At 52.0% G+C, this 22,724-nt stretch carries 24 protein-coding genes; 17 read left to right on the top strand and 7 right to left on the bottom strand.

Features of this window, described 5'->3' with window-relative positions:
- From rfaC to coaD, 11 genes are all read left to right on the top strand, one after another.
- Entirely contained in the window at positions 1–969 is a 969-nt protein-coding gene (gene rfaC, locus O3S68_RS17300; RefSeq protein ID WP_269232074.1) for a lipopolysaccharide heptosyltransferase RfaC, read from the top strand.
- A gap of 22 nt (positions 970–991) precedes the next feature.
- Positions 992–2,056 carry a putative lipopolysaccharide heptosyltransferase III gene (gene rfaQ, locus O3S68_RS17295; protein WP_020455742.1) on the top strand — a complete coding sequence of 355 codons (1,065 nt, stop codon included), beginning with the start codon at positions 992–994 and terminating at the stop codon, positions 2,054–2,056.
- A complete protein-coding gene (locus tag O3S68_RS17290; protein WP_269232073.1) occupies positions 2,053–3,192 on the top strand; it encodes a glycosyltransferase family 4 protein in 1,140 nt (379 codons plus the stop codon). The genes rfaQ and O3S68_RS17290 overlap by 4 nt, the downstream gene beginning before the upstream one ends.
- A complete protein-coding gene (gene rfaL / locus O3S68_RS17285) occupies positions 3,182–4,414 on the top strand; it encodes an O-antigen ligase RfaL (protein ID WP_269232072.1) in 1,233 nt (410 codons plus the stop codon). The genes O3S68_RS17290 and rfaL overlap by 11 nt, the downstream gene beginning before the upstream one ends.
- Positions 4,415–4,525: 111 nt before the next feature.
- Positions 4,526–5,527 (top strand): glycosyltransferase family 9 protein, encoded by a 1,002-nt coding sequence (locus O3S68_RS17280; RefSeq protein ID WP_269232071.1) that lies wholly within the window; start codon positions 4,526–4,528, stop codon positions 5,525–5,527.
- The gene (locus tag O3S68_RS17275) at positions 5,527–6,630 is read left to right on the top strand and encodes a glycosyltransferase family 4 protein (RefSeq protein ID WP_269232070.1); all 1,104 of its coding nucleotides are present in this window, start codon (positions 5,527–5,529) and stop codon (positions 6,628–6,630) included. The genes O3S68_RS17280 and O3S68_RS17275 overlap by 1 nt, the downstream gene beginning before the upstream one ends.
- Positions 6,627–7,799 carry a glycosyltransferase gene (locus tag O3S68_RS17270; protein WP_269232069.1) on the top strand — a complete coding sequence of 391 codons (1,173 nt, stop codon included), beginning with the start codon at positions 6,627–6,629 and terminating at the stop codon, positions 7,797–7,799. The genes O3S68_RS17275 and O3S68_RS17270 overlap by 4 nt, the downstream gene beginning before the upstream one ends.
- 2 nt (positions 7,800–7,801) lie before the next feature.
- Entirely contained in the window at positions 7,802–8,932 is a 1,131-nt protein-coding gene (locus O3S68_RS17265) for a glycosyltransferase (protein ID WP_269232068.1), read from the top strand.
- Positions 8,933–9,023: 91 nt separating this feature from the next.
- Positions 9,024–10,298, top strand: coding sequence for a lipid IV(A) 3-deoxy-D-manno-octulosonic acid transferase (gene waaA, locus O3S68_RS17260; RefSeq protein ID WP_020455749.1), 1,275 nt, complete (start codon positions 9,024–9,026; stop codon positions 10,296–10,298).
- Positions 10,298–11,068: a glycosyltransferase family 2 protein gene (locus O3S68_RS17255; protein WP_269232067.1), complete on the top strand. Its 771-nt coding sequence runs from the start codon at positions 10,298–10,300 to the stop codon at positions 11,066–11,068. The genes waaA and O3S68_RS17255 overlap by 1 nt, the downstream gene beginning before the upstream one ends.
- A gap of 3 nt (positions 11,069–11,071) precedes the next feature.
- Positions 11,072–11,551, top strand: a complete 480-nt coding sequence (gene coaD / locus O3S68_RS17250; RefSeq protein ID WP_020455751.1) for a pantetheine-phosphate adenylyltransferase — start codon at positions 11,072–11,074, stop codon at positions 11,549–11,551.
- Positions 11,552–11,563: 12 nt separating this feature from the next.
- On the opposite strand, the gene mutM is transcribed toward coaD, so the two are convergent.
- From mutM to radC, 4 genes are all read right to left on the bottom strand, one after another.
- Positions 11,564–12,373 (bottom strand): bifunctional DNA-formamidopyrimidine glycosylase/DNA-(apurinic or apyrimidinic site) lyase, encoded by an 810-nt coding sequence (mutM, locus tag O3S68_RS17245; RefSeq protein ID WP_045507493.1) that lies wholly within the window; start codon positions 12,371–12,373, stop codon positions 11,564–11,566.
- Between the two features lie 75 nt (positions 12,374–12,448).
- A complete protein-coding gene (gene rpmG / locus O3S68_RS17240; RefSeq protein WP_003024094.1) occupies positions 12,449–12,616 on the bottom strand; it encodes a 50S ribosomal protein L33 in 168 nt (55 codons plus the stop codon).
- A gap of 20 nt (positions 12,617–12,636) precedes the next feature.
- The gene (gene rpmB, locus O3S68_RS17235) at positions 12,637–12,873 is read right to left on the bottom strand and encodes a 50S ribosomal protein L28 (RefSeq protein WP_002436699.1); all 237 of its coding nucleotides are present in this window, start codon (positions 12,871–12,873) and stop codon (positions 12,637–12,639) included.
- Positions 12,874–13,089: 216 nt separating this feature from the next.
- The gene (gene radC / locus O3S68_RS17230; protein WP_269232066.1) at positions 13,090–13,758 is read right to left on the bottom strand and encodes a RadC family protein; all 669 of its coding nucleotides are present in this window, start codon (positions 13,756–13,758) and stop codon (positions 13,090–13,092) included.
- 173 nt (positions 13,759–13,931) lie between these two features.
- Here radC and coaBC point away from each other — a divergent pair, with 173 nt between their 5' ends.
- From coaBC to O3S68_RS17210, 4 genes are all read left to right on the top strand, one after another.
- Positions 13,932–15,143 (top strand): bifunctional phosphopantothenoylcysteine decarboxylase/phosphopantothenate--cysteine ligase CoaBC, encoded by a 1,212-nt coding sequence (gene coaBC / locus O3S68_RS17225; RefSeq protein WP_025263794.1) that lies wholly within the window; start codon positions 13,932–13,934, stop codon positions 15,141–15,143.
- Positions 15,121–15,579 (top strand): dUTP diphosphatase, encoded by a 459-nt coding sequence (dut, locus tag O3S68_RS17220; RefSeq protein ID WP_045507484.1) that lies wholly within the window; start codon positions 15,121–15,123, stop codon positions 15,577–15,579. Before coaBC ends, dut begins: the two co-directional genes overlap by 23 nt.
- 124 nt (positions 15,580–15,703) lie before the next feature.
- Positions 15,704–16,300, top strand: a complete 597-nt coding sequence (gene slmA / locus O3S68_RS17215; protein ID WP_017458168.1) for a nucleoid occlusion factor SlmA — start codon at positions 15,704–15,706, stop codon at positions 16,298–16,300.
- Positions 16,301–16,479: 179 nt separating this feature from the next.
- Positions 16,480–17,496 carry an SMP-30/gluconolactonase/LRE family protein gene (locus O3S68_RS17210; protein WP_269232065.1) on the top strand — a complete coding sequence of 339 codons (1,017 nt, stop codon included), beginning with the start codon at positions 16,480–16,482 and terminating at the stop codon, positions 17,494–17,496.
- 33 nt (positions 17,497–17,529) lie between these two features.
- Here O3S68_RS17210 and pyrE read toward each other — a convergent pair whose 3' ends face one another.
- The gene (pyrE, locus tag O3S68_RS17205) at positions 17,530–18,171 is read right to left on the bottom strand and encodes an orotate phosphoribosyltransferase (protein WP_097406395.1); all 642 of its coding nucleotides are present in this window, start codon (positions 18,169–18,171) and stop codon (positions 17,530–17,532) included.
- 183 nt (positions 18,172–18,354) lie between these two features.
- On the bottom strand, positions 18,355–19,071 hold the full coding sequence (gene rph / locus O3S68_RS17200) for a ribonuclease PH (protein WP_017458165.1): 717 nt from the start codon (positions 19,069–19,071) through the stop codon (positions 18,355–18,357).
- A gap of 122 nt (positions 19,072–19,193) precedes the next feature.
- Between rph and O3S68_RS17195 the strand changes: the two genes are divergently transcribed.
- Positions 19,194–20,057, top strand: a complete 864-nt coding sequence (locus O3S68_RS17195) for a YicC/YloC family endoribonuclease (protein ID WP_020455758.1) — start codon at positions 19,194–19,196, stop codon at positions 20,055–20,057.
- A gap of 266 nt (positions 20,058–20,323) precedes the next feature.
- Complete coding sequence (locus tag O3S68_RS17190; RefSeq protein WP_269232064.1) at positions 20,324–20,941, top strand: trimeric intracellular cation channel family protein; 618 nt, start codon at positions 20,324–20,326, stop codon at positions 20,939–20,941.
- Here O3S68_RS17190 and ligB read toward each other — a convergent pair.
- Positions 20,935–22,614: an NAD-dependent DNA ligase LigB gene (gene ligB / locus O3S68_RS17185; protein ID WP_269232063.1), complete on the bottom strand. Its 1,680-nt coding sequence runs from the start codon at positions 22,612–22,614 to the stop codon at positions 20,935–20,937. The genes O3S68_RS17190 and ligB overlap by 7 nt on opposite strands.
- Positions 22,615–22,724: the final 110 nt, after the last annotated feature.

Genomic DNA, 22,724 nt, shown 5'->3' with positions numbered 1-22,724 from the left:
ATGCGGGTATTGATCGTTAAAACCTCGTCGATGGGCGATGTGCTGCATACGCTGCCCGCGCTCACCGACGCCGCGCAGGCGATTCCCGGCATCCGTTTTGACTGGGTGGTGGAAGAGGGTTTCGCCCAGATCCCCGCCTGGCACGCCGCCGTTGAGCGCGTTATTCCGGTGGCGATCCGCCGCTGGCGCAAAGCCTGGTTTTCCGCCCCCATTGCCGCCGAGCGTAAAGCCTTTCGCCTGGCGGTACAGGCTGAGCGGTACGACGCGATTATTGATGCACAAGGGCTGGTGAAAAGCGCCGCGCTGGTCACCCGACTGGCGCATGGTGTGAAGCACGGCATGGACTGGCGCACCGCGCGCGAGCCCTTAGCGAGCCTGTTTTACAATCGCCGTCATCACATTGCTAAACAGCAACATGCGGTTGAGCGCACCCGCGAATTATTCGCCAAAAGCCTCGGTTATACCAAACCGCAAACGCAGGGTGATTACGCCATCGCCCGCCATTTTGCCGTCACCGACGCGGCGCATTCGCCCTATGCCGTGTTCTTACACGCCACCACCCGCGATGATAAACACTGGCCGGAAGCGCACTGGCGCGAGCTACTTAATTTGCTGGCTGACAGCGGCTTACGCATAAAATTACCGTGGGGCGCGCCGCATGAAGAAGCCCGCGCGAAACGGCTGGCGCAAGGGCTGGATTTTGTCGACGTCTTGCCGCGGATGAGCCTTGAGAATGTGGCGCGAGAACTGGCCGGCGCGCGGTTTGTCGTCTCGGTTGATACCGGTTTAAGCCATCTTACCGCCGCGCTGGACAGACCGAACGTCACGCTTTATGGCCCAACGGATCCTGGTTTAATTGGCGGATATGGGCGTAATCAGGTAATCTGTCGCCCTTCTGACAGCCGGTCATTACATGACCTGCCCGGCAGCGATGTGTTCCGTCAGCTAAAAGGCGCACACATAATTTAATCATGTCGAGTTAGGTACTTTCATGCCTGAATTTAAACGTATTCTTGTGACCAAACTGAGGCATCACGGCGATGTTCTACTGACATCACCCATTTTCACCACCTTACGTCGTCATTATCCTAACGCCCAAATAGACGTTATCGTCTATGCTGAAACTGCTGATATGCTGACCCTGCACCCAGCGATTAATAACGTATTGATAATTGACCGTAAATGGAAAAAGCTTGGTGTGTGGAGACATTTTCTAAAAGAACTAGCACTTATTCGCCATATCAAAAGTCAGCACTATGATCTGCTTTTGCATTTGACAGAAAGCATGCGCGGCTTCTGGTTCGCCCAACTCGGTAGGATCCCCCATGGAGTAACCTTCTACAACGAAAACAGAAAGCGGTTGTTTTTCTGGAGAAAAAAGTTTCAGAAGCAAGTCAAACGTATTCATCTTCGTCATACAGTTGAAGGCCATCTGGATACACTTCGGGTGCTGGGTTTACAGCCTACGATAGAAGAACGCAAGCTGGTATTGGTTGCCGGAGAAGCTGCAGAGCGAGGGGTAAAAGATAAGCTATATGCCGCAGGCTGGCAGAACCAACCTTACGTTGTAGTCCATCCAACTTCACGTTGGATGTTCAAATGCTGGAACACTAAAGATGTCGCCGCAATTATGGAATATCTCAGCCACCAAGGTAAAACTGTTGTACTGAGCGCCGCGCCGTCAAAAGAAGAGATGAAGATGGTGGAAGATCTTCGCGCCCTCGTTACCACGCCATTTCTTGATCTGTCCGGAACCATGTCCCTGAAGGAGTTGGCCGCTTTAATTCAACATGCAGATATGCTCTTCGGCGTCGATTCGGTGCCAATGCACATTGCTGCAGCGATGCAAACGCCAGTGGTAGCATTATTTGGGCCTACCGGGGACAAAGAATGGGGCCCATGGATGGTTAAAAGTGAAGTTGTAACCTCTAAACATCATCCCTGTCGTCCCTGCGGACAAGCAGGCTGCGCCAATAGCCATATCTGCGACTGTCTGGTGCAGCTACCCAGAAGCCAGGTGATTGAAGCAATAAATACCATCCAGGTTAGCCAATGAAGCTTGCTATTGTCAGACAAAAATACCGACCTGATGGGGGAGCCGAGCGCTTTGTCTCCAGAGCATTAAGTGCCCTGCGCGATAAAAGCGATTTAGATATCAGCATTATTACTCGTCAATGGGAAACTGGTTCCAGCACAGATTATCATGTCATTACCTGTGACCCGCCGGCAAAAAATCGCCTACAACGCGAAATAAATTTCGCGCGTGAAGCACAGAGCCATTTTGCCGCATTTGATATTGTACAGAGCCATGAACGCATTCCCGGCTGTACTATTTATCGTGCTGGCGACGGCGTACATCGTGAATGGCTGAACATTCGCTCACGCACGATGAATCCGCTACAAAAGCTAGTCCAATCACTTTCCAGCTTCCACCGCTATCAGCTTCGCCAGGAAAAAGCGATGTTTGAACATCCAGCGTTGGAAAAAGTGATTTGTAACTCAGCTATGGTGAAAGCGGAGATTGTCGATCACTTTGCTATTGATCCCAATAAGATCCATGTGATTTACAACTGTATCGATACCAATATATGGAATCCATCGTTGATTTCCGTACATCGCCAGCCAATGCGTGAGCGCTACGCCATCCCGCAAGATGCCACATTGATGCTGTTCGTAGGTTCCGGCTTTGAGCGTAAGGGGTTGGATGTCGCAATCAGAGCGATTGCGGAACATCCACTTGCGTGGCTATTGGTGGTAGGAAATGACCGCAAGTCCATGCGTTATAAGAAACAGGCCCGCATCCTGGGCTGTGAATCACGGCTGGTTTTTGCGGGCGTGCAGAAAGAGACTGCTCCGTTTTATGCAATGGCTGACGCCTTAATTCAGCCAACGCGTTATGATCCTTTTCCGAATACGATCCTGGAAGCGATGGCCTGTGGATTACCGGTATTGACTTCAGATAAATGTGGAGGAAAAGAATTTATTGATACTGGAATAAATGGATATGTTTTCGATGCGCTGGACTGGGCCTCTTTTTCCGGTGCTATTGGACAATTACAAAATGGATTTGACTATAATTTTGCCAGAAAGACCTCTTTCAATAAAGTGGTAAATCTGACTGCAAGCTATATTTCTAATGAACTTTATAATTTATATCTTACTGTAATTGAGAATAAAAAGAATGGTATTTAATTCGCTCTTTAATGGAAGTAGAAAAGAATCCTTGCCACTCTATTTGGTGGGATTATTTATTGCGCTTAACTTTACAGCCGAATTGACAAAATTTAAAAATTTGACTGTTATTTTAATGATTGCAACGGCGATATATTTTTTATTTAAAAATTATCACCTTGCTCTGGCTCCACTAAAGAACAATCTTTTTGTTAGTGTTATTTTTTTTGTTCTCACAATATTTTATTCGCTATTTATTTCTATAGATTCGCAGATCAGTTTTGACAGTATGAATAAACCCATACTAAATAGTATTTTACTTTTCTCATTTGTACTACCTATTGTCTTACACAAAAATTCTGCGGTTCAAATCGCCAAAATGATACTGCTGTCGATTGCTGCTGGCCTCGTGATTACCTGTACACGAGACCTTTTAATGTATATTGATGAATATCGCCAGGGGATTATACCCTTTACTGAAATGACTCATCGCGACCTTTCTGATAGCTATGTTTTATGCTTCCCGGTTATTCTTAGCCTTTGGTATATTTATAAGAAGAATACCCTAACACACTGGGCTTGTTTAATTATCGCCACAATGATCACCATAACATTTATGCTAGGTACTTTTACGCGTGGCTTATGGCTTTCAGTAGTGGTAATGAGCGCAATTGTCATTACTTTTAATAAAGAAAAAATGCTGGCCTTTATGGGTATGACAGCATTAATTTGCGGTGCAGTAACACTGGTCTCTTATGATCATACTCAGGAGCACCTACTGACAAAAAAAATGGAGCAAACGTCTAGCAGCAACCGCTATGGCGGAGGTACACAGGGAACGGCACTGGAACTTATTCTGCAAAACCCCATTAAGGGCTATGGCTTTGGTAATAGCCTGTTCCATCGCATTTATAACGATCAGGTCAAGAACCATCCTGAATGGATTTATAAACAGTCTTTAGGTCCCCATAATGTCTTTTTGGCTATCTGGTTTGCTGCAGGTATTGTTGGCTTGCTAGCGCTAATTACCCTGACGCTGAGCACCATTAACTACGCCTATAGAGCATTTGTGGCGAGCAGATCGAATATTATAACAGCACAGGCGGTGCTGTTACTGATGGTATCGTTTATCGGCTGGGTTATTGTTCGAGGAACATTTGAAAATGTCTATTTGAATGTACTTGGCATTCATTTTGGATTACTCATGGCACTGGGGTTCAGGATTAAAGTTGAGAATACCTGAATAACTGTAACCGTAATTAGCCGACTATGTCACGATAGTCGGCTACTCCTACCGTGACTCATCTGTAGCCGCTAGTGTACAATGTGAAAAAGTGTGATAGCAGGTCCGCTTATGCAGCCCCAAAAAATCCTTGTCATAAACATTGCTCGCTTTGGCGACACTTTATTAATAACACCGGTATTAAAAGCATTAAAAACGAAGTGGCCTACGGCCATACTGGATGTGTTCGCGCATAAAAAAACAGCCTCGGTGATCGAAAATCTACCTTGGGTGAATACTGTTCGCCCCTTCTCCAAGAAAAAAGCGGCATGGATGAAATATTTCCACCGCCGGCAATATGATCTGGCGCTGGTATACGGTAGTGATGATGCACTGGTGGAGTACGCCAAGCGCGTTTCCACACTGACGGTTTCTTTCTCTGACGAAACTGGTAACGCCAACTGGTGCACGGTAACCCCGCCGAAACAGTTAATGCCAGCCCAGCAGGAACGAGCGTTGCTAGCTCAAGCCGTCGGCGTTGAGATCACCGATTGGCGCCTCTGTTATTGTGTTACGCCACAAGAACTGGACTCTGCACGCCAGTTTTTGACTAAAAACAATCTGCGTGGTAAGCGTTTGATCGGTTTTCAATTGCAAAGCTTTCCTGCAAAGGCCTATCGAGACTGGCCGATCTCCTCTTTTAAGGAGATAGCGAACCGTCTGTTACAGGCATATCCCGACAGTCATATACTTTTATTAGGCGGGCCTGAAGGAAAAACTACCGCTGCTGCACTGGCCTCTGAACTGGGTTCCTCCGCCACGTCGCTCGCAGGGAAGCTGACAATGAGACAAAACGCAGCGGTGATGAGCCAGCTTTCTCTTTATCTGGGTGTGGATACCGGCCCTACTCATCTTGCTGGTGCCTTGGGTATCCCAATGGTAGCGATGTACCACGCCTTCCATCCAGGCAGGTATCTTTCGCCACAACAGCACCCTGGTCTGGTTGTTATCGAACATCCTGTTGACTATTCTGACGCCAGCCGTGAAGAGCCAATGTCAAAGATTGATGTTGATACTGTCTGGAATGCGGTCAATACGCTGCTCGCGAAACACATTGATCTAAAGGTAAGCTAATGAAAATTGGATTTGTGGATGTGACCATAACAACTTCTTATGGAGGCATCCAAACTGCAGTCTGGGAACTTGCAAAAGCCCTGGCTGACCTTGGTCATGAGGTATTTCTTTATGGAGGAGAAGGGGACATTCGCCATGATGTTGCGAGTTATGCAATTACCGTACGAACCTATCCTTTTACACCACGAGAAAAGGTGATTAATCTCGGACGCCGGTTCCAGCGAATCGTTGAACGCCTTTCTATGGCACGGCATGCCCGAAAAGCGGTAGTGAAAGATGATCTGGACTGGGTCATTCTTACTAAACCTTTCGATTTCTTTTGGCCACATCTGATGCCTGCGTCCAGCAAGACGCGTTTCTGCTATATGAGTGGAGGCACCAGTTTTTTTAGGTTTGATCGCCGCCTGGGTAAACGAATTGACGCCTGGGTGGCATGTAGTGAATTTAATGCCTGGCAGATTCAGCATCACTTTAAGCACTTCCCGCATGTGATTTATAACGGTGTGGACATCCATAAGTTTACTCCTGCAACTGGTAGTATTCGTCGGGCGCTGGACATTGATGATGACAAGTTTTTACTGGTTTTTGCCGGGCGGCTTGTCGGGTGGAAAGGCCTTTATTACGTTTTGAAAGCACTGGCGCTATTGCAGGACGAGCGGGTACGCTTTCTCATTGTTGGTAATGGTGAAGAACTGACAAAACTACAGGCACAAGCTCGGGCTCTTGGTGTGGACAAACAGGTTATTTTCCACGAGCCAGTTGCGCATTCAGCTCTGCCAGCGTTTTATAGAAGCGGTGATGCAGGTATTTTCCCCAGCACTGGCGATGAAGCTTTTGGTATTACTATTGCTGAAGCGATGGCTTGCGGATTACCCGTGATAGGTAGCTATATTGGTGGTATTCCGGAAGTGATTGGCAATGAAGGCTCAGCTGGATTGCTGGTTTCTCCTGGCCACCCTGAAGCAATTGCTGATGCCATCCGTAAATTGATGGAAGACGGCGAACACCGTCGGACAATGGGGCATAACGCACGTCAGCGTATCGAAAATCTCTACACCTGGCACCACTCAGCTCAACGTTTACTTTCGGCGCTCGACCAATGATCAAACTTGCCTATATCGATCCCTATGCGGTGCCGGACATCCGCGTTGCATCACTGCAAATTTTGCAGAATGTGGACGCTTTTGCGCGACACAATATGCAAGTCTTTATTGTTACGCCCCCCAGCCATACCTCGGTTGAAAGTCTACTGGGTCGCTCCGTTTCGGAAGGCGTCGTTTTCTCACCTTTAAATGACCCACGTGGAAAATGGTATTTTCCTTTTAATACTCAGAAAATATTTTTTCTAATGGTCTGCCGCTGGCTGAAGCGCAACCCCGTCGATGCAATTTATACTCGTAATCTAAAAATGGCCCGTTTCCTGCTCAGCCAGACGCTGGGCATTCCGGTTATCTTTGAAAGCCACGAGATATTTGCTCAGAGTTTTAAGGAGTCTCATGATCTCAGCCAAGCAAAGAACCAGCGCAAGTACCAGATTCTGCTGGAAAATGAGCATTTTGTTTACCAGAATGCGGCGGCAATTGTTGTCTTGACGTCTTTCCTTGAAGAGGATATTCGCCGCCACTACAACGTCGATACTCCTTGTATCGTTAGCCCCGACGGCGTGGACAGCGTGGCAGCAAATGAGGCACTGAAGACAGTCTCACAGTTACCTTCTATACCCGTATCAATTTTTTATCTCGGCAGCCTCCATCCCTGGAAAGGTATCCCAACAGCTATCAGCGCAATGCGTCACGTAACCGGCGCAAAGCTAACAATTGCAGGAGGTAACGCGGAACAGATCACAACGCTTTCCGCGTTGGCACAGCAGGAAGGTGTGGCAGCTAAAATCGATTTTCTCGGTTATGTGAATCCACGCCAGCGCTTCCACGAGATAGCCCGCCATGATATTTGCATTTTGCCACTGACCAAAACCAGCATTGCCAGCCGATATACCTCACCACTTAAACTATTTGAATATATGGCGATGGGTAAAGCAATTGTGATTGCCGACCTACCGTCAATCCGTGAAGTCGTGGATGAATCAAGCGTCTTTTTCGTCGAAAGCGAAAACAGTGAAGAGCTGGGGAGCGTACTCCAGCGCGTAGTCGATGATAGAGATGAAGCGCAAAAACGCGCGAATGCAGCGCTGGAGCTGGCGAAAACATTCACCTGGGATCACCGCGCACAACAGATTTCCCGCATTATTCATCATCTGCTACGGCAAAATTGATAATGAAAAAATCACTCATATTTACCGTTCCGCCAATCCATTCAATCCCGCCTCGCCATGCCGCTGCGGTGGAGTGGTGGGTCTATAACGTAGCCACCAGGTTGCACGTTTCGACAGAAATTATTTGTATCCGTAAAGGCGAAGTGCAGCAAGAAAGTATCACCCCGCATTGTTCGATCTACCGCATTGGTATTGGCCGCATCTACAAACGTATTTTTCAAAAATGGACCCGCTGGGACCCACTTTCTTATGCATGGCGACTGGTTCGTCGAGCTCGTAGCCTGCGAGCTGAACGGCAAACACTGATCGTGCATAATTCGATTCATCTTTATACGACGGCTGCGCGCTATTATCCTGAACAGGACATGATTCTACATATGCACAATATGCAGGATACCGACAAGCTAACCAGTGCGGTAAAGATTATTGTTCCCAGCCAGTTTCTGGCTCGCTGGTACAAAGAAAAGGTTCCCGGTGCAGATGTAAAAGTTGTGCCTAATGGTATTGATGTCGAACTTTACGCTGATGGCGATCGCTGGTCACGAGAAAAGTTTGCCCTGACTAAAACCGATACTGTGATTCTTTATGCCGGGAGGTTGTCGCCAGAAAAGGGACCGCTGGAACTGATGCGGGCCGTGCATCAATTGAATCAGTCCGGGCAACAGCTAAAACTGGTGATTGTCGGCGATCCAAAAGCGAACGGTAGTGGCCCGCGAGCGAAGTATCAAAAAGAGATTCGTGAGATGGCTCAGACCATGGGCAGTAAGTGTATTCTCGCGGGTAGCGTTGCACCGGCAGATATGCACAAGGTCTACGCAATCGGCGATTTAACCGTAGTGCCTTCTCGCTTTGAAGAGCCATTCTGCATGGTGGCGCTTGAATCCATGGCCTCCGGCATCCCGGTACTGGTCAGCCCTCGCGGCGGAATTTCAGAATTTGTTATCGACGGGAAAACCGGATTTGTAATGCGGGAACCACTCTCAACAACCTCGATGGCAGAAGATATTCAGGCAACGCTCAATCGGGCGGACCTCCAGTCGGTAGCCCTGCATGCCCGGAAAGAAACCCTTGCTGGTTATGGCTGGCAGACAGTGGCTGATAAACTTAGCGCTGCTTTGAAGGGGTGGCGGTAAGCCGTTACCCTGTCAGGCCGGAAAGGTATAGCTTTAGCCGCCCTAAATGCTTAGAATTTGCCCGCCGAATCTTAAAAAAACGGATAGTCGCTTGGAATTGTTGTATACCACCCTGCTTTACTTAATTCAGCCTCTGGTGTGGTTGCGATTATTACTTCGCAGCCGCAAAGCCCCCGCTTACCGCAAACGCTGGGCTGAACGCTATGGTTTTTGTCGTAACAAAGTGAAGCCGGACGGTATTCTGCTGCATTCCGTCTCCGTAGGAGAAACGCTGGCGGCGATCCCGCTGGTACGCGCACTGCGCCATCGCTACCCTTCGCTGCCCATCACTGTGACCACCATGACGCCAACCGGCTCGGAACGGGTGATGTCGGCGTTCGGCAAAGACGTACATCATGTTTATCTCCCTTACGATCTGCCCTGCGCCATGAACCGTTTTCTCAACAATGTTCGCCCAAAGCTGGTGATCGTGATGGAAACCGAACTGTGGCCGAACATGATTTCCGCGCTGAAAGCGCGCCAAATCCCCTTGGTTATCGCTAATGCACGGCTGTCAGAACGCTCGGCAAAAGGTTACGGCAAGTTGGGCAAATTTATGCGCCGCCTGCTGAGCAAAATCACCCTAATTGCCGCGCAAAACCAGGAAGATGCCGACCGTTTTCTGCAATTAGGCTTAAAGCGCAGCCAGTTGACCGTGACCGGCAGCCTGAAATTTGATATCTCCGTAACGCCAGAACTCGCTGCACGCGCAATAACGCTGCGCCGCCAGTGGGCACCACGCCGCCAGGTGTGGATTGCTACCAGCACGCACGACGGCGAAGAAGCGATTATTTTACAGGCGCACCGCAAGCTGCTGGAAACCTTCCCTGATTTACTGTTGATTCTGGTCCCCCGCCACCCGGAACGCTTCCCGGATGCGCGCAATTTGGCGCAGAAAGCCGGTTTCAGCTACACCTTGCGCAGCTCGGGCGAAATCCCTTCCAGCAGCACACAGGTAGTGATCGGCGACACGATGGGTGAACTGATGTTGCTGTATGGTATCGCCGATCTGGCGTTTGTCGGCGGCAGCCTGGTTGAACGCGGCGGCCACAACCCGCTGGAGCCCGCCGCGCACGCGATTCCCGTGCTGATGGGGCCACATACGTTTAATTTCAAAGATATCTGCGCACGTCTGCAGGAAGCGGAAGGGTTGATCACCGTCACCGATGCGGATTCGCTGGTGAAAGAGGTGTCGACCCTGCTGACGGATGAAGATTACCGTTTATGGTACGGCCGCCACGCGGTGGAAGTGCTGCACCAGAACCAGGGCGCGCTGGCGCGCCTGCTGCAACTTCTGCAACCGTATTTGCCTCAGCGGAGCCATTAATGTCCAAACGTTTGTCGGTGGTGATGATCGCCAAAAACGCGGCGGATCTGCTGCCCGATTGTCTGGCATCCGTTGCCTGGGCGGATGAAATTGTGCTGCTGGATTCCGGCAGCAGCGACGATACAGTGGGCATTGCCAGCCGCGCGGGCGCCAAAGTCTTCACCCATACTGACTGGTCGGGTTACGGCGTACAGCGCCAGATGGCACAGCGCTACGCCAGCGGCGATTACATCCTGATGCTCGATACCGACGAGCGCGTCACTCCGGAACTCGCAGAGCACATTCGCGCGACACTCGCCGCACCGCAGCCGGGCGCCGTTTACAGCATTGCCCGCCGTAACTATTTCCTTGGCCGCTTTATGCGCCACAGTGGTTGGTATCCGGATCGCGTTACCCGCCTGTACGAGCGCGAGCGCTATCAGTACAACGGTAATCTGGTGCATGAATCGCTGGATGCGCCGCAAGCGCCGGTCATTGCGCTCAGTGGTGATTTGCTGCATCTGACCTGCCGGGATTTCGCCAGCTTTCAGCGTAAACAGTTCAATTACGCCACGGCGTGGGCGCAGGAACGCCATCAGCGCGGTAAAAAAACGTCGCTACCGGGAATTTTCGTGCATACTTTGGGCGCCTTCGTCAAAACATTGTTACTGCGCGGCGGCGTGCTGGATGGCAAACAGGGCTGGCTGCTGGCAGTGGTTAATGCGCAGTATACTTTCAATAAATACACCGAGCTGTGGGCGCTGAACCACGGTTATTCAGAGAAAGAATAAGCGATGAGCACAAAAGCGATTTATCCCGGCACCTTTGACCCCATCACTAACGGGCATATTGATATTGTGACCCGCGCCGCCACGATGTTTGATGAGGTGGTGTTAGCGATTGCCGCCAGCCCAAGCAAAAAACCGCTGTTTGACCTGCCAGAGCGCGTGGCACTGGCGCAAGCAGCGACGGCACATCTACCGAATGTTTCCGTGGTGGGGTTTAGCGATTTAATGGCCAATTTTGCCCGCGCCCAGCAGGCAAATATCCTTATTCGCGGTTTGCGGGCGGTAGCGGATTTCGAATATGAGATGCAACTGGCCCATATGAACCGCCACCTGATGCCGGAGCTGGAAAGCGTCTTTCTTATGCCGTCGAAAGAGTGGTCGTTTATCTCGTCCACGCTGGTCAAAGAAGTGGCGCGCCATCAGGGCGATGTCACCCACTTCCTGCCGCCTGACGTTCACCAGGCGCTGTTAGAGAAGCTTAAGTAAGCTTTCTGGTTCTTATTTCTGGCAGCGTCGGCAGTAAAACGTTGAGCGCTGTGCATGCTTTGCGGCAACAATCGGCGTGCCGCAGACGCGACACGGTTCCCCTTCCCGACCATATACCTGCAACTCCTGGGCGAAATAGCCCGGTTTACCGTCGCTTTGTAAAAAGTCTTTTAGCGTGGTTCCGCCCTGTTCGATAGAGCGCAGCAGCACCGCTTTGATCACCCGCACCAGAATTTCGCACTCCTGCGCCGAGAGTGACGAAGCCAGCCGATCGGGATGGATCCCGGCGGCAAACAGCGATTCGCTGGCGTAGATATTTCCCACGCCGACCACCAGCTTGTTATCCATGAGCCAGGGTTTAATGGCGGTTTTCTTCTTCGCGCATTTCTGCTGGAAATATTCAGCGTTGAAAGCGTCGCTGAGCGGTTCCGGGCCGAGATGCGCGAGCACATTGTGGCCTTCCAGCTCTTTCGTCCACAGCCACGCGCCAAAACGACGTGGATCGGTGTAGCGCAGCACTTTGCCATTGCTCATCACCAAATCGACGTGGTCGTGTTTTTCAGCAGGTAACTCATGGGGAAGAATGCGCAGGCTACCGGACATGCCAAGGTGAATAATGATCCAGCCGTCGGGCAATTCGAGCAGCAAATATTTAGCGCGGCGCTGAACACTCAGTACCGGTTTGTCGCTCAGGCTGTGGATCTCTTCGGAAACCGGCCAGCGCAATCGCCCGTTGCGCACCACCGCATGAAGAATGGTTTCGCCAACAAGGTGCGGTTCAATACCTCTGCGGCTGGTTTCGACTTCGGGTAATTCAGGCATCTCGTCTCCGGTTTATGGGTGGTCAGAAATGCAAAAACCCCGACAGAGCGGGGTTTTTGTGCAAGAAAACTAAAATTATTTGATTTTAGCTTCTTTGTACAGCACGTGCTGACGGACAACTGGATCGAATTTTTTCAGTTCCAGTTTTTCCGGCTTAGTACGTTTGTTCTTCGTGGTGGTGTAGAAGTGACCAGTACCAGCGGAAGAAACCAGCTTGATTTTCTCACGAATACCTTTAGCCATGATTTATATCCTTTAAGTACTTAGTACTTTTCGCCACGGGCACGCAGTTCAGACAGAACTGTATCGATGCCTTTCTTATCGATTACACGCATACCTTTAGCAGATACACGCAGGGTGACAAAACGCTTTTCGCTCTCAACCCAGAAACGGTGAGAGTGCAGGTTCGGCAGGAAACGGCGTTTAGTCGCGTTCAGTGCGTGGGAACGGTTGTTACCGGTCACCGGACGCTTGCCAGTAACTTGGCAGACTCGGGACATGTCTATTCTCCAAAAATCAAATTAGCTCGAGCTTCGTATGGGGTATCGGCGCCTCGTCAGGCTTTACAGCCCGGTCATCGCAGTTCTATGTGAACTCTCGATTGCCAGGCCCAAATGCCAAACCCGAGATTCTCAAAGGTGGCGTAGTATACGCTGAGTCGGCGGTGTGCTCAAGTCCCGAACAGACAAAGATCCCGATGGATCGCGCAAAGTGGTCTAAATCCAGCCACGTTCGGCAAAAGAAACGTACTCACCGCGACCAATAACCAGATGATCGAGCACTCGGATGTCCATGAACTGGCAGCATTTTATTACCCGCTCAGTGATCTGCCTGTCCGCTTTGCTCGGCTCAGCGTTACCAGAGGGATGATTATGCGCGAGGATCACGGCGGCCGCATTGACTTTTAACGCTTCACGCAAAATTTCTCGCGGATGCACCTCAACCTGGTTAATCGTGCCGGTAAAAAGCCGACAATGTTTAAGTATCCGGTTCTGGTTATCCATTAGGATCACCATAAAGATCTCGCGCTCTTCGCCCGCAAGCTGACTTTGTAAAAACTCGCGCGTCATTTCCGGGCTCAGCAGTGAGCTCTCTTCCAGCAGGCGCGCATTATAATAGCGCCGCGCCAGTTCGCCGATACCCCGCAGTTGAGCGTATTTGGCAAGGCCAATGCCATGCACCTCTTTAAAATCATCAAGATCGGCGGAGAGCAGCGTATACAACGAACCAAACTGCTTGAGCATTTCACGCGCGACGGTGAGCACGCTTTTTCGCTGTGTTCCGGTGCGCAAAAAAAGCGCCAGCAGTTCCACGTCAGTCAGTGACTCAATACCGAACTTCATCATTTTTTCACGCGGTTTTTGGGGCGTAAAAACAATATCCATATTCATTTCTCCTTCGCTCCCGCCAATGCTGCCATAGCTGCCATCTCGCTTCGACCAGGGAGTCATATCTCTGCGTAGTGCCTCGCAAAGTGGTTTATGGGCAACAACACGACAACACCAGGATTGTGATAAAATGCCCAGCTTCTGGTGAAATCCAACAGGAAAGAATCATGATCAGTCTGGCGGGTAAAAAGATTGTCCTCGGCGTGAGCGGCGGTATTGCGGCCTATAAAGCGCCCGAACTGGTGCGCCGTTTGCGCGATCGCGGAGCAGAAGTCCGTGTCGCAATGACAGAGGCGGCAAAAGCCTTTATTACGCCGATGAGCCTGCAGGCCGTTTCCGGTTATCCGGTGTCTGACAGCCTGCTTGATCCCGCCGCTGAAGCGGCAATGGGCCATATTGAGCTGGGCAAATGGGCTGATTTAGTGATTCTCGCCCCCGCCACCGCGGATTTGATCGCCCGCGTTGCTGCCGGTATGGCAAACGACCTGGTCTCCACGATTTGCCTTGCCACACCGTCGCCTGTCGCCGTTGTTCCCGCGATGAATCAACAGATGTACCGCGCCGCCGCCACCCAGCACAATTTGCAGGTGCTGGCCTCGCGCGGGCTGTTGCTGTGGGGCCCGGACAGCGGCAGCCAGGCCTGTGGCGATGTTGGTCCTGGAAGAATGCTCGATCCGCTGACCATTGTGGATATGGCCGCCGCGCATTTCTCGCCGGTCAAAGATCTGCAACATCTGAACATCATGATTACCGCCGGTCCGACGCGTGAACCGCTAGATCCGGTGCGTTACATCACTAATCTCAGTTCCGGTAAGATGGGCTTCGCCATTGCCGCCGCTGCTGCAAGTCGTGGTGCGAATGTCACGCTGGTCTCCGGCCCTGTCTCGCTGGCAACGCCGCCGCTGGTACAACGTGTGGATGTGACTACGGCACTGGAGATGGAGGCTGCGGTCCAGAGCCGCGTTCAGCAGCAGAATATTTTTATCGGTTGCGCCGCCGTTGCGGATTATCGCGCCGCCAGCGTCGCTGAAGAAAAAATCAAAAAGCAAGGCGATGAAATCACGATAAAAATGGTGAAAAACCCGGATATCGTCGCTGGCGTTGCCGCACTTTCTGCTCACCGACCTTATGTTGTTGGGTTTGCTGCCGAAACAAATAATGTGGAAGAATATGCCCGGCAAAAACGCGCCCGCAAAAATCTGGATCTGATTTGCGCCAACGATGTTTCGCAATCGAATCAGGGATTTAACAGCGACAACAATGCATTACACCTTTTCTGGCAGGATGGCGACAAACGCTTGCCGCTGGAGCGCAAAGAACTTCTGGGACACCTATTACTGGACGAGATCGTTACCCGTTATGATGAAAAAAATCGACGTTAAGATTCTGGACCCGCGCGTTGGCAAGGAATTCCCGCTGCCGACATATGCCACCTCCGGTTCTGCCGGACTTGACCTGCGTGCCTGTCTCGATGACGCCGTAGAGCTGGCGCCTGGCGCAACGACGTTGCTGCCGACCGGTCTGGCAATCCATATTGCCGATCCAACACTGGCTGCGGTCATTCTGCCGCGTTCCGGTCTGGGCCATAAACATGGCGTCGTGCTGGGCAACCTGGTGGGGCTGATTGACTCGGATTACCAGGGGCAATTGATGGTTTCCGTCTGGAACCGCGGCCAGGACAGCTTTACCATCGTGCCGGGTGAACGCATCGCGCAAATGGTCTTTGTGCCGGTCGTTCAGGCAGAATTTAACCTGGTGGAATCCTTTGACGCGACCGAGCGCGGCGAAGGCGGCTTCGGCCATTCCGGGCGCCAATAAGCAGCCCTATTTAACGCATCACACGGCGAAATAACGCGATAACATCACCGCAAACGCACTCCGTTTGCGGCCGCCCTGTGGTTGCTCGCCTGACAAGTGCTTATTTTCAGGGGTATTTTGGAACATGGCAGAAAAACAAACTGCGAAAAGGAATCGTCGCGAGGAAATACTTCAATCTCTGGCGCTGATGCTGGAATCCAGCGATGGAAGCCAGCGTATTACGACGGCAAAACTGGCGGCGTCCGTTGGCGTTTCTGAAGCGGCGCTGTACCGCCACTTCCCCAGTAAAACGCGCATGTTCGACAGCCTGATTGAATTTATCGAAGATAGCCTGATTACCCGTATCAACCTGATTTTAAAAGACGAGAAAGACACAACCGCGCGTCTGCGTCTGATTGTGCTGCTGATTCTGGGTTTTGGTGAACGTAATCCGGGTTTGACACGCATTATGACCGGCCATGCGCTAATGTTCGAACAAGACCGCCTGCAAGGGCGCATTAGCCAGCTGTTCGAACGCATTGAAGCGCAGCTGCGCCAGGTGCTGCGCGAACGCAAGATGCGCGAAGGCGAAGCCTACGCGACCGATGAAACGTTACTGGCAAGCCAGCTGCTGGCGTTTTGCGAAGGGATGCTGTCACGTTTTGTGCGCAGCGAGTTTAAATACAGCCCGACCGAAGATTTCGACGCCCGCTGGCCGCTGTTGGCCGCACAATTACAGTAATTCCTCATGCAGCCCTTGCGGCTGCATTCTCATTTCCCCGCACTCTGTGAAAAAGCCCAACGTAATTCGTTAAGATGCCAGATGTTGTGGCGTCGCGGATCCCCTACCCTCCCTCTGGCAGTATCTTTCCACTTAAGCGAAATATCCTCATAAAAACCCTACAAATAAGGAGACGCTTGATGGCAACATCACGTCGGGAACTGCTTAAACTCAGCGGTATCGCCACCGCATCACTGCTTCTAAGCCAGAAGAGTATCGCCGCATGGGCACCCTCAGCCCGCTACCCCGATCCCAGCATCGTGGCGCTGGATGACAGCTTTCGCGACTATATGGTTTCCAGCGCCAAAGTAGAGCAGATCGCGACCGGATGCCGCTGGGCAGAAGGGCCCGTCTGGTTTGGCGATACCCGCATGCTGTTGTGGAGCGATATTCCCAACAACGCGGTCATGCGCTGGGATGAAGCCACCGGTACAACCAGCGTTTTTCGCCAGCCTTCCAATAACGCCAACGGCCACGCTCGCGACAGACAAGGGCGTCTAATCAGCTGTGAGCACGATACCCGCCGCATTACGCGCACAGAATACGACGGCACCATCACCGTGCTGGCAGACAGCTACGACGGCAAGCCGCTGAATTCACCGAATGACATTGCCGTGAAATCCGACGGTTCCATCTGGTTTACCGATCCGCCATTTGGCATTGCCGGTTTTTATGAAGGGCATAAAGCTACCCCGCAGTTGCCGCAAAACGTTTATCGCCTGGATCCTGAAACCCGCAAGCTGGAAGTGGTGCTGGGCGATGTTAAAGGGCCAAACGGCATCTGCTTCTCGCCGGATGAAAAAACGCTGTTTGTGGTGGAAAGCCGCGCGACGCCCAATCGCTTAATTCTGGCGTGGGATATCGAAGGTAATCAGCTTAAAAACCGGCGGGTACATATCGACTGCGGTAACGGCACGGCAGATGGCATCGCCATCGATGTGCATGGCAACCTGTGGTGCGGGTGGGGAATGGGTACCGAGGAGCTGGACGGCGTGCGCGTGTTCAATGCGCAAGGTAAAGCGATTGGAATGATCCACCTGCCGGAGCGCTGCGCTAACTTGTGCTTTGGCGGCGAACAGCGCAATCGCCTGTTTATGGCTTCCAGCACCTCGGTCTATTCACTTTATGTAAACACTCAGGGCGCGAAGCTGGTGTAAAACGGACCCGGCAGTCGCCTGCCGGGAATACATTTAAACGCCGTACTGCTCGCGATAGGCGCGCACAGCGGCGAGATGATCGGCCATCTCCGGTTTCTCTTCGAGGTAGGCGATCAAGTCTTTGAGTGTGACAATCGAAATCACGTTGCAGCCATAATCACGTTCTACTTCCTGAATTGCCGAAATATCACCGCGACCACGCTCCTGGCGATCCAGAGAGATCAGCACGCCGGCAAGCGTTGCGCCGTTAGCCTGGATAATTTCCATCGATTCGCGAATCGCCGTTCCGGCAGTGATCACGTCATCCACCAGCATGACACGCCCCTGCAAGGCGCTGCCCACCAGATTGCCACCTTCACCGTGGGTTTTGGCTTCTTTACGGTTAAAGCAATAAGGCACATCACGCTCGTGGTGCTCCGCCAGCGCTACGGCCGTGGTGGTCGCGATAGGAATACCTTTGTAAGCCGGGCCAAACAGCAGATCAAAATCGATACCGGAATCCACCAGCGCTTCGGCGTAAAAACGTCCTAACAGAGCCAGATCGCGCCCGGTATTAAACAGCCCGGCGTTGAAGAAATAGGGGCTTTTGCGCCCGGATTTCAGCGTGAACTCGCCGAACTTCAGTACCTGCTTGTTAAGCGCAAATTCAATAAACTGACGCTGATACGCTTTCATGGATCCGCTCCTCATCTCACTTTTCATTATTTACAGATTACGCAACATATGTCGCGCGACCTCGCGCAGACCACGTAAATCATACCTGGTGAATAGCGCAGGCATGACTCGCAACAGCCGACAAAGAAGCCGCATGAAGTATAAAGCGCAAAAAAAAGGGCGACTCATCAGTCGCCCTTAAAATTAATTCTCTAGCGCCGCCTTCTGCGTCGCGATAATCGATTCGATCCCCCCTCTGGCCAGCGCCAGCAGGGTGAGTAACTCTTCATGGGAGAAAGGCTCGCCTTCCGCCGTACCCTGAACTTCAATCATGCGACCGTCTTCAGTCATCACCACGTTCATGTCGGTTTCGGCTGCGGAGTCTTCCACATATTCAAGATCACAAACGGCTTCGCCATTAACAATACCCACGGAAACCGCCGCCACCATGCCTTTCATCGGATTGGTTTTCAGCTTACCGGCGGCAACCAGTTTGTTAAGCGCGTCCGCCAGCGCAACGCACGCGCCGGTAATTGACGCGGTACGCGTGCCGCCATCGGCCTGAATGACATCGCAGTCAAGCGTAATGGTGAATTCGCCCAGCGCGTTCAAATCAACCGCCGCACGCAGCGCGCGAGCGATAAGGCGCTGGATTTCCATGGTACGCCCGCCCTGCTTGCCTTTCGCGGCTTCACGCGCGTTACGGGTGTGAGTCGAGCGCGGCAACATGCCATATTCGGCGGTGATCCAGCCCTGGCCCTGACCTTTCAGAAAGCGCGGAACACCCTCTTCGATGGACGCGGTGCACAGCACTTTGGTATCACCAAATTCAACCAGCACGGAGCCTTCTGCGTGTTTTGTGTAATTACGGGTCAGGGTGACGGGGCGCACCTGGTTGGCGCTACGGCCTGCTGGACGCATGATAATTTCTCCGGCTTATCGAATGTGGCTGCGCATTATACTGGCTTACCAAGGTTATTCCTATCCTGATAAGGCCACGAAAGCTATAATCCCCGCATCTCTCTTTGAAAACGGGAACGTCTATGATCCGCAGTATGACCGCCTATGCCCGGCGTGAAATCAAGGGTGAATGGGGCTCTGCCTCCTGGGAACTGCGCTCGGTTAACCAGCGTTATCTGGAAACTTACTTCCGCCTGCCGGAGCAATTTCGCAGCCTCGAGCCGGTTGTCCGTGAACGTCTCCGTAGCCGTCTGACGCGCGGTAAAGTGGAGTGTAATCTCCGTTTTGAGCCTGATGCCAGTGCGCAGGGCGAACTGATCCTGAACGAAAAACTGGCTAAACAGCTGGTGAATGCGGCGAACTGGGTCAAAATGCAGAGCGACGAAGGGGAAATCAACCCGGTTGATATTCTGCGCTGGCCAGGCGTAATGGCTGCACAAGAGCAGGATCTGGACGCCATCGCCGCGCAGATCCTCGCCGCACTTGACGGCGCGCTGGATGATTTTATCGTCGCCCGTGAAACTGAAGGCCAGGCGCTGAAAGGGCTGATCGAACAGCGTCTGGAAGGCGTGAGCACCGAAGTCAGCAAAGTCCGCGCCCATATGCCGGAAATCCTGCAATGGCAACGCGAACGCCTGGTCGCCAAGCTGGAAGAGGCGCAGGTGCAGCTTGAGAATAATCGCCTTGAGCAAGAACTGGTGCTGATGGCACAGCGCATCGATGTCGCCGAAGAGCTGGATCGCCTTGAAGCGCATGTTAAAGAAACCTACAACATTCTGAAGAAAAAAGAAGCGGTGGGTCGCCGTCTCGACTTTATGATGCAGGAGTTCAACCGTGAGTCGAACACGCTGGCATCCAAGTCGATTAACGCAGAGGTAACTAACTCCGCTATCGAGCTTAAGGTCCTGATTGAGCAAATGCGCGAGCAGATTCAGAACATCGAGTAATCTCTCTGCAGCATGTTGAAAAGGCCCAGCTGGGCCTTTTTATTTATCACGCCGCCTGTAATTAACTTATGCTTACTTTTATTAATCACTGCCGTTTATCAACAATCATAATCTCTATTTAAATAACAAAATCAATAACATAAAAAAATTCAAATCATCCACATCGCATTAGTCAAACTTATCCAAAACAACGCACCTTAGAAAATCTCAATCGTCTGCCTGTATATAAATCGCTACCCTGCCGCTTCTGATTTACGGGAGCGGGCATGCTGTTACATATTCTCTATCTGATTGGTATCACGGCCGAGGCAATGACCGGCGCACTGGCGGCAGGCCGTCGCAGAATGGATACCTTTGGCGTGATAATTATCGCCACAGCAACGGCGCTGGGCGGCGGATCGGTACGCGATATCCTGCTTGGGCACTACCCGCTCGGCTGGGTAAAGCACCCGGAATATGTCGTTATTGTTGCCGTCGCGGCAGTATTAACGACGATCTTCGCGCCGGTGATGCCGCATCTGCGCCGTCTGTTTCTGGTGCTTGATGCGCTTGGGCTGGTGGTATTTTCCATTATCGGTGCGCAGATTGCTCTCGACATGGGTGAAGGCCCGGTTATCGCCGTGATTGCCGCTGTGGTCACCGGCGTGTTCGGCGGTGTGTTGCGGGATATGTTTTGTAAGCGTATCCCGCTGGTCTTTCAGCAAGAGCTGTACGCCGGGATCGCCTTCGCCTCCGCCGTACTCTATATCGTCCTTGGTCATATGGTTCCCAGCCACGATATGGTGGTAATTGCAACGTTGTTGTTTGGCTTCATTACGCGATTACTGGCTATCCGCTGGAAGCTCGGCTTACCCGTGTTCCACTACAAGCACAGCACTCACTGAAACGCCTTTATTCCTTGTTCTCGCAACCAAACCGAAAGTTTTTCAATTTCGGGAGCATGCATAAAGGCAACAATCTGGCGAGCTTTTTCAGCACCTATTGCCGGAAAACGTTGCCACTCTTTTTCGTTACGCGTGCGCATTTGCTGCCACGTTGTGTCGCCAGTGACTTTCAGAGCAGGCTGCGGTAACGGTGTTCCAAGTGCAATAAGCCAGCGGATAAACGGTTTTTCTCGTACCAGCGAAAAGCGATGCCAGAGCTGTAAACCGCGTTCCGGCGAAATGCCGGGCGTCGACTGTAATTGCTCTTTTGTCAGCGCCAGCCATGAAAAGAGATGTTCAAAGTGATGCGCCTGATTCAACCCCCGCCAGCCACTTTCGCCAACCCCTTCAATCCCCAGCGCTTTTGCCGAACTCAACCACACCAGGCGGGCAATGAATTGCTCCTGACATTCTGCAGAGGCATAAAAGCAGGTCAACGCGGTAAAACGTGGCGCTGGTGGGACAGGTTTATCGCGAACAAGTGAACGCCACGCCACACTGTCGATGCGCGGGATCCCTTGTCCTGCAAGGCTGACAGCGATTTGATCGCCAGGCGCAACATCCAGTTCTTGCCAGCGCCGGACAGAACCCAAATTGACCCGCTGGACGCGTTTGTCATCAAGTTGCACCGGTTCCAGCAGAGCCACCACGGAGATTTTACCGGTGCGTCCAATGGCAAACTGAATATCTTTTACGGTGGCAATTTCCTCGGGCGGTTCATATTTCCATGCCACCACCCAATTACCCTGCCCCGGTAGCCACGTATTTCCCGCGGGTTCGGTTCCCGAGCGCACCACCACGCCATCGGTGACAAAAGGCAATTCAGAGGTAAACCAACGGCTGCGCAGGTTTTCGACGTCTTCTACCGTGCTCACTGGCACGCTGTATTGCATTTCGTCACTAAACCCGGCTTTGCTGAGTTCCACCAGCTTTTGCGCCAGTGTTGCGGGGCCGTCTGGCCATGCCCAGACGAAAAACGCCAAATCATTGAGAATGGCGGACTCATCGCGTCGCATCATCGCACCGGCTACTTTTGCACGGGCGTTAAGCCCACCGGCCTGTTTCTGAATATGGTTTTCCGTGCGTAAAAACAGTTCACCCTGCAATACGCTGTTCGCCAGCGCACCACTCACCTTTTCAGGGATCGATGGGATAGCGCGTATTTTTGCCGTCCAGTCCTCACCAGCCAGACCATCGCCGCGACTGATTGCCTGCGTCAGTTCACCATTGCGATAGACTAATGTCACCGCGACGCCATCCACTTTTGGTTGCGCCCAAAGATCGGTTTTTCCTGACATCCAGCGCTGCAGCGCTTGCTTACCCGCCAGTTTTTGTACCCCTGTGTGTGCGACAGGATGTTTCACGCTGCCGCCGGGTAAGACAGGTGCTGAATTGGCTGGTTCAAGCGCAAAACAGCGTTGCCACGCCGCCAGCCGTGCGCTGAGCTGGTCGTAAACCGTGTCACTTACCTCGCTTGCTCCCTGCTTCCAGTAGTGCTCATTCCACCGGGCAAGCTGTTGTTGAAGACGGTTAACCTCGTCTTGCGCTCTTGATGGTGACCAGACAGGGCAAACCGCCGGGCTGGACAGGCTCCATAGCAACAGACACACCGCGAATCCGGTTCTTTTCCACATTGTCCCTTCTCCTTGTGATAGCGCCGCTGTTATAGCGTGGCCTACGCAGTACTGACGACATGGAAAGAGAGAGATTGCGAGGAGGGTTCCGGCAATTCACGGTTGCTGTG

Origin of the sequence: Kosakonia sp. SOY2, from assembly GCF_027109175.1 — a bacterium.
GTDB lineage: Bacteria > Pseudomonadota > Gammaproteobacteria > Enterobacterales > Enterobacteriaceae > Kosakonia.
Note: the sequence above shows the minus strand (reverse complement) of the source record. Positions and strands in the feature narration are given on the sequence as shown.